This is a genomic window from Bradyrhizobium sp. WYCCWR15520 (assembly GCF_056174665.1).
Genome location: NZ_JBWBWM010000017.1, coordinates 86,037 through 100,581 on the forward strand (window position 1 = coordinate 86,037; position 14,545 = coordinate 100,581).

Genomic DNA, 14,545 nt, shown 5'->3' on the forward strand with positions numbered 1-14,545 from the left:
ATTTTGCCTCAGCGGCGGCCGACGCGGTTGACCGGACCGCCGCGGTTCATGGGCGTGCCGGGACGAACGCCGACGCCGGCAGCACCGACGCCGACAGCGCCAACGCCGACGAGGGGTGTAGCAACCACCGCTCTCGCGACCGGGGTCGGCCGCGCCACGCAGCCCTTCGGTACGCCGACCGTCTTGCAATAAACCACCGCGGCCTGGGCCGAAGTTGCGCCTCCCAGCGCGAACGAAGCGACCGCCGAGAACGCCGCAAGCGTCAGACCAGCGCTCAGCCAACCTGTCTTCTTCACCATGTGTCATCTCCCGAATAGGGCGTGCAGCTCTTTCACGGTGTGCCGATCGCTCACCGCAGCCGACGCGGGATGTACATGGTCCATCGGAGCGCGCGGCAACATCCCATGAAAATGGTGTGGGGCTAGCGCGGGCGGCTTGCGCGCGATTTACGACGCCCATGAACATGGCATGGACCGGCGGCGCAACCTCGACGAATTTTCGCGCGCTTTCAAATCCCTCCATTCTCGTCGAAAAGGTGATCCATGATGAAATCAATCCATGTCGCGGCCGCAGCCCTGGTCATGTCGCTCGCTGCCGGCTCGCTGGCGCAGGCGCAATCTGGACCCACCGCGCAGGAGCAGATGGCCTGCCGGTCCGATGCCGGAAAATTCTGTGCCGAGCATATCGGCAAGCCGCCGCAGATGAACGCCTGCCTGAACGCGAACAAGGCGAATCTCTCGGAAGCCTGCCGCAAGGTGGTGGAATCGCGCGGCGGTTAAACGCCTGATCCGAAAGGCAGCCACCGCTTCTCTCGGACCGACGCGAAGCGTTCACCAGGCGATTACGCGCAAACAAAAGGAGCGCGATGACGTCTAAGTCAATCACGCTCCGACATTTGCGGTCGCCGCAAAAGATCAATCATTCTGATCGAACAGCCGGATCCGCGGCAGCTCGCTTCTCGCCGGCTCGGCGAAGATGTCCCTTCTGCCAGGCTCGCCAAAGAAGCCCCTTGGCTCACCTTCTTCGCGGATCCTGATCCGTCGCGGCTCGGTTTCTATCCGTCGCGGCTCAGTCTCTTCCCGAACCCTTTCCTCAACCGTATCCAATTCCTGCTCGCGCGGCTGGCGATAGCGCCGCTTGTCGGCCCAGCGCTGCCGGCGCTCGGCGCGCCGCTGTTCGGCAGCTGTACGCTTGAGGTCGGCGTCACGCGCCTTGGCGAAGGCATCCTGCGTCTGCGGCGCGGTAGTCCTGTCAGCAGCCTGTTCGGCAGGCTTCGAAGGTTGCTCGGCAGGCTTCGACGGTTGCGGCGCCGGCTGTACGGGCTGCACCGCCGCTACGTTGTTGTTCGCTACGTTTTTGTTGGTCGTCTTCTCTTCGGCGGGAGCATTATTGACAGGCGGCGGTGCCGCAGCGGTTTGCGGCTGTGGCTGCGTCTGAGGTTGTGGTTGCGTCTGGGGCTGTGGTTGCGTTTGCGCCTGCTCCTGTACCGGCGCGGGAGAGGGAGCAGGAGCGGGATTAGCAGCGGCTGCAGTCGCCGCAGCTTGGGGCACCGGCTCGGCCGGCGCCGTGGCGACGGGAATCGGCTCCGCCGACATTCTGCGTTCCAGCTTGGAAACCGTCTGCGTCGGTGGGCTCACGACATTCGCGGCAAAATACCCACCGCCGAGACCGGCGGCGACCGCCACGACCACGGTTCCTACCCCGGCAAAAAAGGCGGTTGCAGTACGCATCGTCAGTCTCCCTCATCCTCGCGGGCAACGCGTGGGGAAGGACGATGTTCCTGTGCAATGTGTGCGTAGGACGTCTGGAACCAGCGGCTGATGCAGTCGCCGCTCAGATCATCGCGGCGACTTTTTCCAGGCCGATGATGCGGGCGAGCGAGCGGACTTCGCTCTTCTGGTCTTCACGCAGTTGGAACAGCAGCGGCATCGCCGCGGATTTCAACTGCTGGACTTCCGCGGAGTCGGGATCGATCGGCACGCCCGTCGCGTTCGGATTGGCTTGCCGGCCCGCATGAATCTTGCGAGCGACGGCGCGCAGCGCGGTCTCCACCGGCGGCCAGTAGGACTCCTGCGAAGCTGATAGTTTCAGGCGCTCCTTGATGCCGGCGATCTGGACGTCGCTGAGCAGTGCGTAGCTTTTCTGCGGCGGCTTGGCAGCGGCCTTGGGCTCTACGGTCTTGGGCTCTACGGTCTTGGGCTTGGCAGGCGCCGTAGTCGCGCTCGGCGCGATAGCCTGTGTCGTGGACGGAGCGGCGGGAGCCGCGATCTCCTTGGGCATGCCGAGATCGGCTGGCGACGTCGAGGCATAGGCCCGGCGCAGCGATTCGTTCAGCGCGGGATCCATCGGCTGGGGTTCAAGCGCAGCGGTGGCGTAGCTGACGACCGCAAGACGATCCTTCTTGCTTTCTTTGTTCGAGACCGGCGCCTGGACGGTGGAAGCCGACGCCAGCTCGAACCGCGCGGCAGGTACGCTGTCGCGGCCAACAATGGCAGTGACGGCGGCGCCGACCACGAGAAAACCGAGCAGCGCGACGATCGTCATGGTTTTGGTCAAAAAGGTCTCCATTCCCGCCGACGTTTGGCCCTTTTGCCAAAAACTGGATGACAATTGAGGCTTTACGATGCCGGCGGGCACGCCGAAGTGATCGAAAAGCTGGGGATATCGCCCAGAATCAGCCTCGAATCAGGCCGCAGCAGCCAATTCGTAGGCCTCCTGAATGTCGGCAACGATATCGGACGCCTCCCACAGGGCGTCGGGAGCGACCGCCTGCAGGGTCACGGTCCAGTTGCTCTTGCGGTTGCGGGGCATGCTGACGACGTCGAATTCGATCCCGCGGCACAGCGGATGCCGATCGAGCGCAAACATCACCCGCAGCCTGAGTTCCTCGAGGGTGGCCAGTGATTTGGCGGCAAGATAGCGATCGAAATCCATTCCGTGCCCCTTCGATTTGCCGACCGGCCGGCCATGGCGGCCGACCGTCCTCTGGGGCTATTGTTGGCGCCGATATGGTTAACGGCGCGTTAAGCCTCGGAATGGCACGGGGCTGGACCGGAGCAACGGAAGCGGAACAGCCCGGGCATGACTGAAGCGATATCCCAGACGACGGCTACGCCCGGACCGTCGGTTCGCGCCGCGCTGGCGGCGGCGGTCGCGATTTCAGCCTTCACGCTGTCGATCGCGATCTTCGAACTGTCGATGGCGGACTGGCCGTCCGGCTTCGTCCTGCTCGTCATCGTACCGCTGGTGGCGCTATTGTTCTTCGGCTGCATCGTGTGGTCGGCGACGCTGCTCGTGAAGATCCGGACCAGCGGAGCGAAGTTCGCCCTCCCCTTCCTGATCTGCGCCCTGACGCTCGCCGTCCTCGCCTACGCACCGCTGCACCAGATCGCGCTGCAGCAGAATTTCTACTGGCACCGGGAAAACCGCGAGCGGATCGTGGCCCGCGTCGAAGCCGGCGAACTGAAGCCCAACGTCTCCTACAACAAGAGCCTGATCGCGCTCGGCGACCGCGGTCCCAACGTGTCGGTCGGCAACGACATCGTCGTCGACGAGACGGATCAGGGCATCTATGTGCTGTTTCTGACCTCGCGCGGCCTGAAGCACTATTTCACCGGCTTCCTGCATGTGCCGCCGGGCGGAGATCCCAAGAACTTCTTCGAGTTCGAGGACAAGCCGCCGAGCCGGCTCGTCCGCTACGGCGAGAACTGGTACTTCGTGGCGAACTAGACCGTCTTTTCGCGAAGCGAGCCGCCCGCGACGGTGCCTAACGCAATGCCGCCGATGATCAGGCCCATCGCCAGAAACAGCGAAGGCTCCAGTGGTTCGCTCAGGATCGCGGTGGCGCTGACGATCCCGAGCAGCGGTGTCGCCAGCAGGCACAGCGAGGTGGTGACGGCCGGCAGGCTGCGGTTCACCATGGTCATCGCCCAGTTGGCGAATGCCGTGCAGACGATGCCGCTATAGAGCATCAGCGCGGCAAGACGCGCCGTCCATGCGATATGCGGCGGGCCTTCCGCGAGCCATGCGATGAGCGACAGCAACGCCGCCGCCAGCAGCACCTGCCAGAACACGAGTTGAAAGGGCGTCGAGATCCATTGGTGCGCCCGGACGTAAACGATGTTGCCGGCCCAGCAGAACGCGGCGAGCAGGATCAGGCCGCTGCCGAACAGCGCCTGACGGTCGCTCCAGTCCAGCGTCTGCGGATTGAAGATAACGGCAAGCCCTGCCAGGCCGAACACGATCCCGAGCGCGCGCTGACGCGTGATAGGTTCGGACAGCAACAGGCCTGCTCCGATCGCGACCCAGATCGGCGTCGTATAGCCGAGCACGATCGCCCTGCCCGCGGGCACGAATTGCAGTCCGGCCGCGACCAGCGCCGAAAACGCCACCAGATGCAGGATCGAAGTGCAAAACACCACCGGCAGGTCGCCGCGCTTCGGCACGATGAACGCCCCTTGCGCCCACAACATCGGCGCCAGCGTGGCCCCCGCAATCATGCAGCGGAACGCCGTCGCCCATAGCGGGGGCACGTCGTGCACGATCAGCTTTGTCACCGGCCAGTTGGTCCCCCATGCCAGCACGACGCCGGCAAGCAGCACCGCCGCGTTGCGGGTTGAAAGTCCACTGGTCATCTTGCGCATACGTCCCGTCTTCAGCGATCTGCATTGCGTAGCGTTTCAACTGGCTCTAATAAAAGAGCCAGTCTTTGCGATTTGTTGGGGCCAGTTATGGACGAGCTGCTGCCCGGAATGCTGCACCTGGCGCGCGACGGCGGCGAGACGCTGACACGCCAGCTCACCGACCAGTTGCGAGGTCTGATCACGGGCGGACACCTTGCGCCCGGCCAGCGCCTGCCGTCGAGCCGGCAGCTTGCGAAATCGCTCGCGCTTTCGCGCAACACCGTCACGTTTGCGATCGAGCAATTAGCCGCGGAAGGCTATCTCTCGTCTTCCGCCGGACGCCGTCCGATCGTCGTCGAAGGCCTGTCGCTCGATCGCCGCAAGGCTTTGCCGCGGAGCAATCGCGCCGGCGGCGGGCGGATCGAACTGTCGTCCTGGGCACGCAGCCTGCAAAGAGCGAACTGGCCGCCGGTTCATGACGGACGGCCGCGGCCGTTTCAGCCGGGACTGGCTGACGAGCGCGAATTTCCGCACGATGCGTGGAGCTGCTGCCTGCGACGCGCGGCGCGAAATGCACCGCTGCGCCGCGACCGGCCCATCAACCATCCGCCGCTGCAGGAGGCCCTGCTGAGGCATCTCGTGGTTCATCGCGGGATCAAGGCAAAGCCCGACCAGATCCTGATCGTGCCGACCGCGCAAGCCGGCCTGACCCTCGTTGCCAACGCGCTGCTCGAACGGGGCGATCATGCCTGGATCGAAAGTCCAGGCTATGGTGGCGCCAACGTCGCATTAGCTGCAGCCGGCGCCACCGTCTCGGCGATACCGCTCGACGCGCAAGGCATGGCCATCGCCGCGCCCGAGGATACGCCGCGACTGATCTTCGTCACGCCGTCGCACCAGTACCCGACCGGGCGGCTGATGCCGATCGGCCGCCGCCTCGAACTGCTTCGCTACGCCGAGGCTGCCGGTGCCTGCATCATCGAGGACGATTATGACGGAGAATTTCACTACGAAGCACGCCCGGTGGCCGCACTGCAGGGCCTCGCGCCGTCGCCGCGCGTGTTCTACCTCGGCACCTTCTCGAAAGCGACCTATGCCGACATCCGCTTCGGCTATGTCGTCGTGCCCGAGGCGCACATCGAAACGTTCGAGCGCGCGCAGCGCCACATGGGAATGCTGACATCGATCACCATGCAGGATGCGCTGGCTGAGTTCATCGCATCCGGCGCCTATCTCGGCCACATCAGGAGGATGACGCGCCTCTATAAGGGCCGACGCGACCGCATGCTGCAGGCGCTGGCCGCCGAGGCCGGCGACCGTCTTGCCATCGAAGTCCCGGCCGGCGGCATGCAATTACTGGCAAGGTGTCATCCGCGCACCGACGACCAAAAATTATCGGCGTGGCTAAACGAAGCCGGCGTCGTCAGCCGACCGCTGTCAAGCATGCTGTATCACCGGTCAGGCGAGCAGGGCCTGTTTCTCGGCTTCGCCGCCTGGAACGAGAGGGAGATCGATCACGCCGCGCGAATTCTGGGACGGATCGTTCGCTAAGGACGACCGACGGCAGTTCGCCCGCGAACTAGCCCGCCGCGCGCCGGGGCATCGCATCCGAGGCGATTTCGCCAGACGCGGGCACCTGCATCAGAATGGTCTGGCCGCCTGGCGCGATTTCGACGCCACGTTCCTGGAAGCGCCGCTTCATGCGGCGGTTGAATTCGCGCTGCACCGGCCAGCGGCCGGCGTCGGTACAGCGAATCTGGCCGACGATCGAGGCCATCGAGCCGTCGACCTTGTCGACGCCCCACAATTCGAGATCGCCGCGGATCAAATGGCGGTATTCAGGCTCATTGCGCATTTCCGCGACGATGTCCTTGAGGATCTCGCCGGCGCGGTCGGTGTCTTCCTTGTAGGACACGTTGACGCTGACCGCCGCATTGCCGGCGCCGCGGCTTGAATTGGTGATCGTCGTCACCGCGCTGAAGGGCACGATATGCACCGAGCCGTCGCCGGCGCGCAGACGCAGGGTGCGGATCGAAACGTTTTCCACCACCCCCGACAGGCCCGAGAGCGTGACGTTGTCGCCGACCTGCACGGTGTTCTCGAGCAGCAAAAACAGCCCGGTGATGAGATCCTGCACCAGTTTCTGCGAGCCGAAGCCGATGGCGATGCCGACGATGCCGGCGCCGGCGAGCAACGGCGCGACATTGACGCCGATTTCGCTGAGCGCAGTCAGGCCGACCACGGTAACGATCAGGCATAACAGCGCCGTTCGCAGCATCGGCTGGAAGGTGCGCAAGCGCGCCGCGCGCACGTAATGGCCGTCGCGCGACAGCGCACTGATCTTGCGATCCATCAGCGCATTGCTGATCTCCCAGATCGCCGCCGCTGCAAGGGCAGCGATGCCGATCGTCACCACCGCCGACAACAGCCGGCTGCCGATCTGGCCGCCATAGAACCAGACGATGGCGTCGACGCCCCAGACTTCCAGCAGGGCTACAAGGCCGATGAAGGCAATCGCCGCCGAAATGATGTTGCGCAACAAAGGCAGATAGCGGTTGGCGCGGGTCTCCAGGCCCGGGAATCGATGCAGCAGATCCGGGCTGATGCGAAAACCGCGATCGATCAGGCTCAGCACCAGCATGGTGGCGAGACGCACGATCAGCGCGACCGCGATGGTGCCGACGAAATACTGCAGCAGCAGTGCATAGCCGTTGCGGATGTTGAGCGCCCAAACCGCCCACAAAGCGAGATCGAGCGCGATCGCAAGATAGTGCCACAGGCCGGCGACGCGGTTGCGCACCCTCGCCGCGGCGCCCTCGCGCCCCGCCGGCGCACGAATGGCGTCCGCGACAGGCCGCCGGCATTGCAGGATAATGACGACGATAAAGAGATGCACGACCAGCATCACCAGGCGCAGCAGCGCGGCGTAGCCGGCGCGGTGCAAGCCCAGCAGCAGTGCCACATTGGCGAATGCGATGCCGGAGACGCCGACGGCGACAATGCGTCGTGCCCAGATCTCGATATAGACGGCGGTCTCGGCGCGAACGCGAAACAGGCCGAACGGTCCGGCCAGCCCCCGCACCACACAAATCAGCACACGCGACAGCGCATAGGCATTGACCACCGCAAGGATCACCAGGCGAGGGGTCGGGAGATCGCCGATCTCCGTGCCCAGGAGCATCGTGGCGATGCCGAGAAAGACGAGCACCGGCAGCAGTTCGAGCAGAAGACGCCCCAGCACGAAGGGCAGCCTGACCAGCGACTGCCAGGCGCGCGCCAGGCCGAGACGCCGCCGCTGCAGCTCGGGCGCGGCAGTGACGTCGGCTACGGACGAAGGCGGATCGGCGACCGCCAGCGTCTGCGCCGGCGCCCGCGCCGCTTGCGGCAGCCGCGCTTCCAGAAGCGCCACCGGCCGCTTGATCAGGCGGAAAGCCAGCCATTCGGCGGCGAAGGCGCAGAGGAACACCAGCGCCAGCTTCCACGCGATATCGAACAATTGATGATAGGCTGACGGATCTTGGGCGGTGCGCAGGAACCACCAGTAGAACGCGCGATAGTGCGTCAGCGTGCGCGCTATGTCGGCGACCTCGCGCGAGATCTCGCGAACCTGTTCGGACACCATCAGCAGGAGCTGCGCGCCAAGACTGTCCGCCTCCAGCGGAACGGCGGATTTGTTTTCGGACGCGGCTTGCTGCTGCTGCGGGGCATTGGCGACCGCGCGCAGCGTCTCGATCATCTCCGCGCGCTTCTTGTCGTCGGAAAGCGTTTCGAGCGCGCGCTTCGCCTGCTCGGGCGTCAGCGCGCCGGCTTTGTCAGCGGCAGAGGAAGCCGGTGGAGCCGCGGGCTGAGCGACGGCCGGGAGTGAAAGCAGCGCGCAGGCGAGGAGGATCGACGGCAGGAGCTTGTGCGACACGAAGACCTCTTTGAAAAAATGCGCCCGACGGCGAAACCGGAACCGGCCTCGCCTTCGCGCGCGCGTCATGTCGGATCGTCCGTTTTCGCCGTGATCTTGTGTCGGAAGTTTGCCACTGCGGCGGTTTTCTCTTGGCATTTATTCTTGGTATCGCGCTTGATCGCCAGAGTTCCGCAATTGCTGCGAATTGATTGAAAGGCGCGAGCCTCTCGCCCTAGCCAAGCCGCACGTGGGCCGCAGCTTCGCGATACTCCGCGACCGTGCGAGCGATCATCTCGTCGGCAGAGAGCAATTCGCTCACGCCCGACACGGAATGCCCTGCGCTCCAGATGTCCTTCCAGCGCTTCGGGCGATTTTCGCGCGCGCCGATGTCGATGTCCTTGCCGATATCGATCGCGCCACGCTGCGGCAGATCATCGGGATCGAGGCCGGCGGCCTCGATCGACGGGCGCAGCATGTTGGTCTGCAATCCCGTGAACGCCGTGGTCAGCAGCACGTCGTCGGCGCTGCAGGTGACGAGCATGTGCTTGTATCTCTCATCCGCCATGCTCTCGCGGGTGGCGATGAACTTGGTGCCCATATAGGCGAGGTCGCAACCAAGCGCCTCGGCGGCGCGCAGGGCGTGGCCATCGGCGATGCCGCCTGCCAGCACCAGCGGTCCATCGAAGAAGGCGCGCACTGCGCGTACGAACACGAAGGGATTGAGCCAGCCGGTCTGCCCGCCGGCGCCTGCCGTCAGCAGCACCAGTCCGTCCGCGCCGGCGGCGACCGCGCGCTCGGCGTGACGGATGGAGGCGACATCGGCAAACACCAGCGCGCCGGCCTCATGCAGCGGCTTGATCACCGGCGCCGGCGAGCCGACCGAGGTGATCACTATTTCCGGCCGGTGCCGCAGCAGCACCTCAAGATCCTGCTCCAGCCGCGCATTGGAGCGGTGCACGATCAAATTCGCACAGACCGGCGCGGCTGGCTTGCCGCTGGCATCCTCATGCGTCCTCAGCCGGCCATCGATATCCGTCAGCCATTCATCGAGCTGTTCGGAGCTGCGGCAGTTCACCGTCGGAAACGCGCCGATCACGCCGTTGCGGCAGGCGGCTACCACCAGCTCGACACCAGAGACGAGAAACATCGGCGCCGCGATCAGCGGCAGGCTGAGGCGGTCGCGAAAGCGCGAAAGCAAATCGGCGGATGGCAAGGCGTTTCTTCCCGGCTTGAGCAGCGCATCTGTTGTGCTAGCGTTGTCTCCAACATTGGCACGGCAAAAGCCAAAGACAAAGCAGCGGGAGGAATAAAGATGGGCAATCCGCTCTATGCGTTTCCGGCGGCGTGCGAGCAAACATTGCGGGCGCTGGCGCGCTACCCCGAGCGGACCGCGTTCGCCTGGCCGGGCGGATCTATCACCTATCGTGGTGCGACCGACATGATCGGGCGCATGCAGGCCGTGTTCATGCAGCTAGGCTTTGCGCCCGGCACCCGCGTCGCCTTTCTCACCGCCAACCGCGCCGACATCTGGTGCGCCGGCTGCGCCGCGCAATTGTCGCGGTTCGCGATCACCTGGCTGCATCCGCTGGGCTCGCTGGACGACCAGCTGTTTCAACTGGAAGATTCCGAGGCGCAGATGCTGGTGGTGGATGGCATAACGTTCCGCGATCGCGGCGGCGAGCTCGCCGCCAGGGCGTCGGGCCTGAAGACCGTGTTCACGCTCGGCCCTGCAAGCTACGGCGCCGACCTCTTGCAGGCGATCGAGGTCGCCGGCAGCGCCACGGCGCAGAGTTTTGCCCGTACCGACGACATCGCGACCCTCAACTATACCGGCGGCACCACCGGCAAATCCAAGGGCGCGCTGCGCTATCATCGCGAGTACGGCGGTTGGGCCAATGCGATCCTCGCCGATTTCGAAATCCCTGATACTCCGCGCTATCTCACTGTCGCGCCGATCAGCCATGTCGCGGGCACAAAGGTGCTGCCGACACTGATGCGCGGCGGCACCGTGCACATGCTGAAAGGCTTCGATCCCGAGGCGGTGTTCAAGACCATCGAGCGCGAGAAGATCAATTTCACGCTGTTCGTGCCGACGATGATCTACGTCATGCTGGATCATCCCGCGCTCGACAGGACCGAACTCTCCTCGCTCGAACTGCTGCTGTATGGCGCGTCTGCGATGTCGCCGAGCCGGCTGGTCGAGGGCATCGAGCGGATCGGGCCGGTGTTCTCGCAGCTCTACGGCCAGACCGAATGCTATCCGGTGTCGGTGCTGCGCAAAAAAGACCACGATCCCAGGACGCCGGAGTTATTCCTGTCCTGCGGATTCCCGATCGCGGCATGTCAGGTGAAGATCCTCGACCATGACGATCAGGAAGTCCCCACCGGCGAAGCCGGCGAGATCTGCGTGCGCGGCACGCATGTGATGGCCGAATATTGGAAGCGGCCGGAGACGACCGCGGACACGCTGAAGAACGGCTGGTTGCACACCGGCGATATCGCGCGCGTCGATGAACGCGGCTACATGTTCATCCTCGACCGCAAGAAGGACATGATCGTCTCCGGCGGCTTCAACATCTTTCCGCGCGAAGTCGAGGATGTGCTGTCGCAGCACGCCGACGTCGCCATGGTCGCCGTCGTCGGCGTGCCCGACGACAAATGGGGCGAGGCCGTCACCGCCGTGATCGTCGCCCGCGAGGGCACGCGGCCGAATGCGGACGAGTTGATCAACCTCGTCAAGGCGAAGAAAGGCCCGGCGCACGCGCCCAAACACATCAAGTTCGTTAGCGAGCTGCCGATGACCGGCGTCGGCAAGGTCGACAAGAAGGTGCTGAAGGCCAGCTTCTGGACCGGCCGCGAGCGGATGGTGGGATAGCGGTCGCTCAGCGAAGCGATCGTGTCCCGGACGCGGTGCAGCGTTCTTCACGCTGCTCCGCAGAGCCGGGACCTATAGTTGCAGCGTACCGTGGTGCTGGGCCCCGGATCACCGGCGCACCACGTCGCGTTGACGTTCAGCCGGCCATGCGCCTTTCAGCAATCGCTTTCGACTTGTCGAAATTGTTTGGCACTTCGATGTCGACTTCCAGCGTCGAGACGGTCTTGCCCCGCTCCAGCTTGACGAGCACCTTGTCCGGATCGAGCGCCACGTGCTTCGACACGACGGCGAGAATTTCCTCACGCAGCGTAACCAGAAGGTCCGACTGGCCGAGCAGCCCTCGTTCGTGCGCCAGCAAGATCTGCAACCGCTCCCGCGCAACCGGGGCAGTTGCTTCGCGGCCGCCGAACAGCCGCAGCAGCCTCATGCTCATGCAGCCCTCCGTCCCAGCAGCCGATCCATGAAGCCCTTGCGTTCGACGGGCACGACCATGGCGACCTGCTCGCCCATCAGGCGGCGTGAGGCATCGATATAGGCGCGGGCCGGCGCGCTGTCCGCGTTGTTGAGCGTCACCGGTGTGCCGACGTTGGACGCCTTCAGGACGTCCTGGCTCTCGGGGATGATGCCGAGCAAGGGCGTCGCAAGGATTTCCAGGATGTCGTCGATATTGAGCATCTCGCCGCGCGCGGCGCGCGCCGGGTCATAGCGGGTGATCAGCACGTGCTTCTCCACCCGCTCGCCGCGCTCCGCCCTCACCGTTTTCGAATCGAGCATGCCGATGATGCGGTCGGAATCGCGCACCGAGGAAACCTCGGGATTGGTGACGATGACGGCTTCGTCGGCATAGCGCATGGCGAGCGTCGCGCCGCGCTCGATGCCGGCCGGGCTGTCGCACAGGATCCAGTCGAACCGGCTCTTGAGCTCTCCGATGACGCGACCGACGCCCTCGTCGGTCAGCGCGTCCTTGTCGCGGGTCTGGGAAGCCGGCAGCAGCCAGAGATTTTCCAGCCGCTTGTCGCGGATCAAGGCCTGCGGCAGCTTGGCAACGCCCTGCACCACGTTGATGAGGTCGAACACCACGCGGCGCTCGGCGCCCATCACCAGATCGAGGTTGCGCAGGCCGACGTCGAAATCCACCACCACGACGCTTTGTCCGCCTTGCGCAAGCGCCGCGCCGAGCGCGGCGGTCGAGGTGGTTTTTCCAACGCCTCCCTTGCCTGAGGTAACGACCAGGACCTTGGCCATACTTGATCTCCTTAGAGCCGGTTAATTCAGCGGGGTAATTTTCATGGTGTCGCCTTCCAGCCAGGCCTGCGCCGGGCGGTTGCGAAGCGAGTCGTCGATTTCTTCTGCAGTCTGGTAGTAGCCGTCGATGGCCAGCAGTTCAGCCTCGATCCTCTGGCAGTAGATCCGCGCGTTGGAATTGCCGTTGACGCCCGCCATCGCGCGACCGCGGAGCGTACCGTAGACGTGGATCGATCCGCCGGCGACGATCTCGGCGCCCGACCCGACCGAACCCAACACCGTTACGTCGCCCTCCATGAAGACGATGGACTGGCCGGAGCGCACCGGGGTTTCGAGCAAGAGCGAGGTCGGCTTCGGCTTCTCGGGCTCCGACTTCTGCGCCGGCTCGTTTCGCGTGATCACGCAGGCGCGGCCGCCGGTCAGCAAGGGCGGCATGTTCGCTGCCAGCCGCTCTTCCTCCACGCCCTCGATGCCGAGAACACGGATGTTGCGCTCGCCGAGGCTGCCGAGCAGATGGCTGATGGCGGCGCTACTGAGATCGACGGCGGAGAGATCGAGCACGATCGGCTTGCCGACGAAGTAGCCGGGCGAGCGCGCCAGCGTGGCGTCGATCTCGGCGAGCCATTCCACGATCGGCACGACGGGGCTGAATACGAAAGCGACATACGAACGGCCGCGCAGCCGGACCAGTTGACGCGTGGTATCCGCTCGGACGTCCATGTGTTCGACTCGCCTTTCTTAGTGAATGGTTAAGAATGCGGCGAACTTGGTTAACGAGTAATTAATGCGAAAACCCGCGCTGCGCGCAGAAAACGGCGAAACGATCGACGAATCCGGCGCATTTGTGGCCGGTTCTTGCTTCCGGACACGCGGGGCCGATGCCAAAAGCCTTTGAAAACAGGGGTCCTGTGAGTTGTAGTTAACGGGAGCTCAACTTACTTTCGTCACGTTTCCGACCTAAATTAGTCCTCGCGCGGTTCCAACAAACTTAAACAAACTTACGTGTGGTGGCGGAATCTTGGTATCCGGCAGTTCCATTCCGTCGGGCAGACGGACATTTGCCGGCAGGGGACGAGGCTGTGGAAGCCGTGAGCAGGGTGTGGCCGCGAGACGTGATCTCGCAGACAAGTGGCGTCGAACAGAAGGACGACGCCTCGCACCCTGATTCCGATCTTCCAACCGAGCTCGGGAGCGGACAGGAAGCGGACGTGGATGATCCCGCGCGCCTCTTCCGTGACCTGGAACTCCTGTCCGACACGTCCGCCGCCGTTTCGCCGCCGGACAATCCGCCGGGTCACCCGCCAAGCGTCATGAGGAGTGAGCGTATGAGTAGTGTGAGTGAGCAGGACCACATCAATCCCCGCGATCCCCTGTACTACGCACCGCGCTCGCTACGTGAGCGGTCGGCGGCGCGCGCGGCAAACCCCGATACACCGTTCTCTCCGGCGTCGTTCGATACCCAGCTCGAGAGCGCCGTATCCGATGCGCTGCGCCACCCCCTCGATCCCGAGATCATGCGCGAACCCGGCCTTGAATCGAAGAAGGCATTGTGGAGCGTTGCGGCACGCTTCGCTGGCGCCATCGGCGTCGCAGCGCTCGTGGCGCTGTTCTTCGTCGGCGCCGTGCCGGGATCGCGGCAAAGCGACGGTGAGCCGTCGACGTCCACCGGCATCGTACAGTCGATCAAGGCTGCCCTGTTCCAGTCAGGCGAGACCTCGCCAAAACCTGCGATCAGCGAATTCCAGGCCCTTCTAGCCTCCACGCCGCCGAGCGCTCCGGCATCGTCGGATCAGCCGCAATTGCTCAAGCAGTTCATGCAGTGGCGTGAACAGCCGGACCAGGCCACGCCACAACGCACCACCCCATGATCCAGACGGCGGGCCGATAATGCCCGGCTTTCTGTGATCT

At 64.6% G+C, this 14,545-nt stretch carries 15 protein-coding genes; 5 read left to right on the forward strand and 10 right to left on the reverse strand.

Annotated features, from left to right (window positions below; translation table 11 throughout):
* Window positions 1–8: 8 nt before the first annotated feature.
* A complete protein-coding gene (locus AC0QUY_RS20485) occupies window positions 9–299 on the reverse strand; it encodes a hypothetical protein (protein WP_475388137.1) in 291 nt (96 codons plus the stop codon).
* 246 nt (window positions 300–545) lie between these two features.
* Here AC0QUY_RS20485 and AC0QUY_RS20490 point away from each other — a divergent pair, with 246 nt between their 5' ends.
* Entirely contained in the window at window positions 546–779 is a 234-nt protein-coding gene (locus tag AC0QUY_RS20490; RefSeq protein ID WP_475388138.1) for a hypothetical protein, read from the forward strand.
* Window positions 780–914: 135 nt separating this feature from the next.
* Here the strand turns inward: AC0QUY_RS20490 and AC0QUY_RS20495 are convergent, their stop codons facing one another.
* The 3 genes from AC0QUY_RS20495 to AC0QUY_RS20505 form a co-directional block, all read right to left on the reverse strand.
* Window positions 915–1,730 carry a hypothetical protein gene (locus tag AC0QUY_RS20495; RefSeq protein WP_475388139.1) on the reverse strand — a complete coding sequence of 272 codons (816 nt, stop codon included), beginning with the start codon at window positions 1,728–1,730 and terminating at the stop codon, window positions 915–917.
* Between the two features lie 103 nt (window positions 1,731–1,833).
* Window positions 1,834–2,556 (reverse strand): hypothetical protein, encoded by a 723-nt coding sequence (locus AC0QUY_RS20500; RefSeq protein WP_475388140.1) that lies wholly within the window; start codon window positions 2,554–2,556, stop codon window positions 1,834–1,836.
* A 129-nt stretch (window positions 2,557–2,685) separates the two neighbouring features.
* Complete coding sequence (locus tag AC0QUY_RS20505) at window positions 2,686–2,934, reverse strand: hypothetical protein (RefSeq protein ID WP_161850339.1); 249 nt, start codon at window positions 2,932–2,934, stop codon at window positions 2,686–2,688.
* Window positions 2,935–3,081: 147 nt separating this feature from the next.
* On the opposite strand from AC0QUY_RS20505, the gene AC0QUY_RS20510 reads away from it, so the two are divergent.
* On the forward strand, window positions 3,082–3,729 hold the full coding sequence (locus tag AC0QUY_RS20510; protein ID WP_475388141.1) for a hypothetical protein: 648 nt from the start codon (window positions 3,082–3,084) through the stop codon (window positions 3,727–3,729).
* Here the strand turns inward: AC0QUY_RS20510 and AC0QUY_RS20515 are convergent.
* Window positions 3,726–4,643 carry a DMT family transporter gene (locus tag AC0QUY_RS20515; RefSeq protein ID WP_161850341.1) on the reverse strand — a complete coding sequence of 306 codons (918 nt, stop codon included), beginning with the start codon at window positions 4,641–4,643 and terminating at the stop codon, window positions 3,726–3,728. The genes AC0QUY_RS20510 and AC0QUY_RS20515 overlap by 4 nt on opposite strands.
* A gap of 87 nt (window positions 4,644–4,730) precedes the next feature.
* Between AC0QUY_RS20515 and pdxR the strand changes: the two genes are divergently transcribed.
* Window positions 4,731–6,173, forward strand: a complete 1,443-nt coding sequence (pdxR, locus tag AC0QUY_RS20520; RefSeq protein WP_475388142.1) for a MocR-like pyridoxine biosynthesis transcription factor PdxR — start codon at window positions 4,731–4,733, stop codon at window positions 6,171–6,173.
* Between the two features lie 28 nt (window positions 6,174–6,201).
* On the opposite strand, the gene AC0QUY_RS20525 is transcribed toward pdxR, so the two are convergent.
* Entirely contained in the window at window positions 6,202–8,535 is a 2,334-nt protein-coding gene (locus tag AC0QUY_RS20525; RefSeq protein ID WP_475388143.1) for a mechanosensitive ion channel domain-containing protein, read from the reverse strand.
* A 214-nt stretch (window positions 8,536–8,749) separates the two neighbouring features.
* Window positions 8,750–9,730 (reverse strand): NAD(P)H-dependent flavin oxidoreductase, encoded by a 981-nt coding sequence (locus AC0QUY_RS20530; protein ID WP_475388144.1) that lies wholly within the window; start codon window positions 9,728–9,730, stop codon window positions 8,750–8,752.
* 99 nt (window positions 9,731–9,829) lie between these two features.
* Between AC0QUY_RS20530 and AC0QUY_RS20535 the strand changes: the two genes are divergently transcribed.
* Window positions 9,830–11,392 carry an AMP-binding protein gene (locus AC0QUY_RS20535; protein WP_475388145.1) on the forward strand — a complete coding sequence of 521 codons (1,563 nt, stop codon included), beginning with the start codon at window positions 9,830–9,832 and terminating at the stop codon, window positions 11,390–11,392.
* Window positions 11,393–11,528: 136 nt separating this feature from the next.
* On the opposite strand, the gene minE is transcribed toward AC0QUY_RS20535, so the two are convergent.
* Genes minE through minC form a run of 3 tightly spaced genes read right to left on the reverse strand, consistent with a single transcriptional unit; the run spans window position 11,529 to window position 13,357 of the window.
* Window positions 11,529–11,825 (reverse strand): cell division topological specificity factor MinE, encoded by a 297-nt coding sequence (gene minE / locus AC0QUY_RS20540; RefSeq protein WP_202639186.1) that lies wholly within the window; start codon window positions 11,823–11,825, stop codon window positions 11,529–11,531.
* A complete protein-coding gene (minD, locus tag AC0QUY_RS20545) occupies window positions 11,822–12,637 on the reverse strand; it encodes a septum site-determining protein MinD (protein WP_161850346.1) in 816 nt (271 codons plus the stop codon). The genes minE and minD overlap by 4 nt, the downstream gene beginning before the upstream one ends.
* 21 nt (window positions 12,638–12,658) lie before the next feature.
* Window positions 12,659–13,357, reverse strand: coding sequence for a septum site-determining protein MinC (minC, locus tag AC0QUY_RS20550; RefSeq protein WP_475388146.1), 699 nt, complete (start codon window positions 13,355–13,357; stop codon window positions 12,659–12,661).
* Window positions 13,358–13,962: 605 nt separating this feature from the next.
* On the opposite strand from minC, the gene AC0QUY_RS20555 reads away from it, so the two are divergent.
* A complete protein-coding gene (locus AC0QUY_RS20555; RefSeq protein WP_161850348.1) occupies window positions 13,963–14,505 on the forward strand; it encodes a hypothetical protein in 543 nt (180 codons plus the stop codon).
* The last annotated feature ends 40 nt before the right edge of the window (window positions 14,506–14,545 follow it).

What these genes read in the sequence shown, in the direction of transcription:
- pdxR (WP_475388142.1), top strand. Translation starts at nt 4,731, where the DNA reads ATGGACGAGCTGCTGCCCGGAATGCTGCACCTGGCGCGCGACGGCGGC.
- minC (WP_475388146.1), bottom strand. Translation starts at nt 13,357, where the DNA reads ATGGACGTCCGAGCGGATACCACGCGTCAACTGGTCCGGCTGCGCGGC.
- AC0QUY_RS20555 (WP_161850348.1), top strand. Translation starts at nt 13,963, where the DNA reads ATGAGTAGTGTGAGTGAGCAGGACCACATCAATCCCCGCGATCCCCTG.
- minE (WP_202639186.1), bottom strand. Translation starts at nt 11,825, where the DNA reads ATGAGCATGAGGCTGCTGCGGCTGTTCGGCGGCCGCGAAGCAACTGCC.
- AC0QUY_RS20485 (WP_475388137.1), bottom strand. Translation starts at nt 299, where the DNA reads ATGGTGAAGAAGACAGGTTGGCTGAGCGCTGGTCTGACGCTTGCGGCG.
- AC0QUY_RS20515 (WP_161850341.1), bottom strand. Translation starts at nt 4,643, where the DNA reads ATGCGCAAGATGACCAGTGGACTTTCAACCCGCAACGCGGCGGTGCTG.
- AC0QUY_RS20535 (WP_475388145.1), top strand. Translation starts at nt 9,830, where the DNA reads ATGGGCAATCCGCTCTATGCGTTTCCGGCGGCGTGCGAGCAAACATTG.
- minD (WP_161850346.1), bottom strand. Translation starts at nt 12,637, where the DNA reads ATGGCCAAGGTCCTGGTCGTTACCTCAGGCAAGGGAGGCGTTGGAAAA.
- AC0QUY_RS20495 (WP_475388139.1), bottom strand. Translation starts at nt 1,730, where the DNA reads ATGCGTACTGCAACCGCCTTTTTTGCCGGGGTAGGAACCGTGGTCGTG.
- AC0QUY_RS20510 (WP_475388141.1), top strand. Translation starts at nt 3,082, where the DNA reads ATGACTGAAGCGATATCCCAGACGACGGCTACGCCCGGACCGTCGGTT.
- AC0QUY_RS20505 (WP_161850339.1), bottom strand. Translation starts at nt 2,934, where the DNA reads ATGGATTTCGATCGCTATCTTGCCGCCAAATCACTGGCCACCCTCGAG.
- AC0QUY_RS20490 (WP_475388138.1), top strand. Translation starts at nt 546, where the DNA reads ATGAAATCAATCCATGTCGCGGCCGCAGCCCTGGTCATGTCGCTCGCT.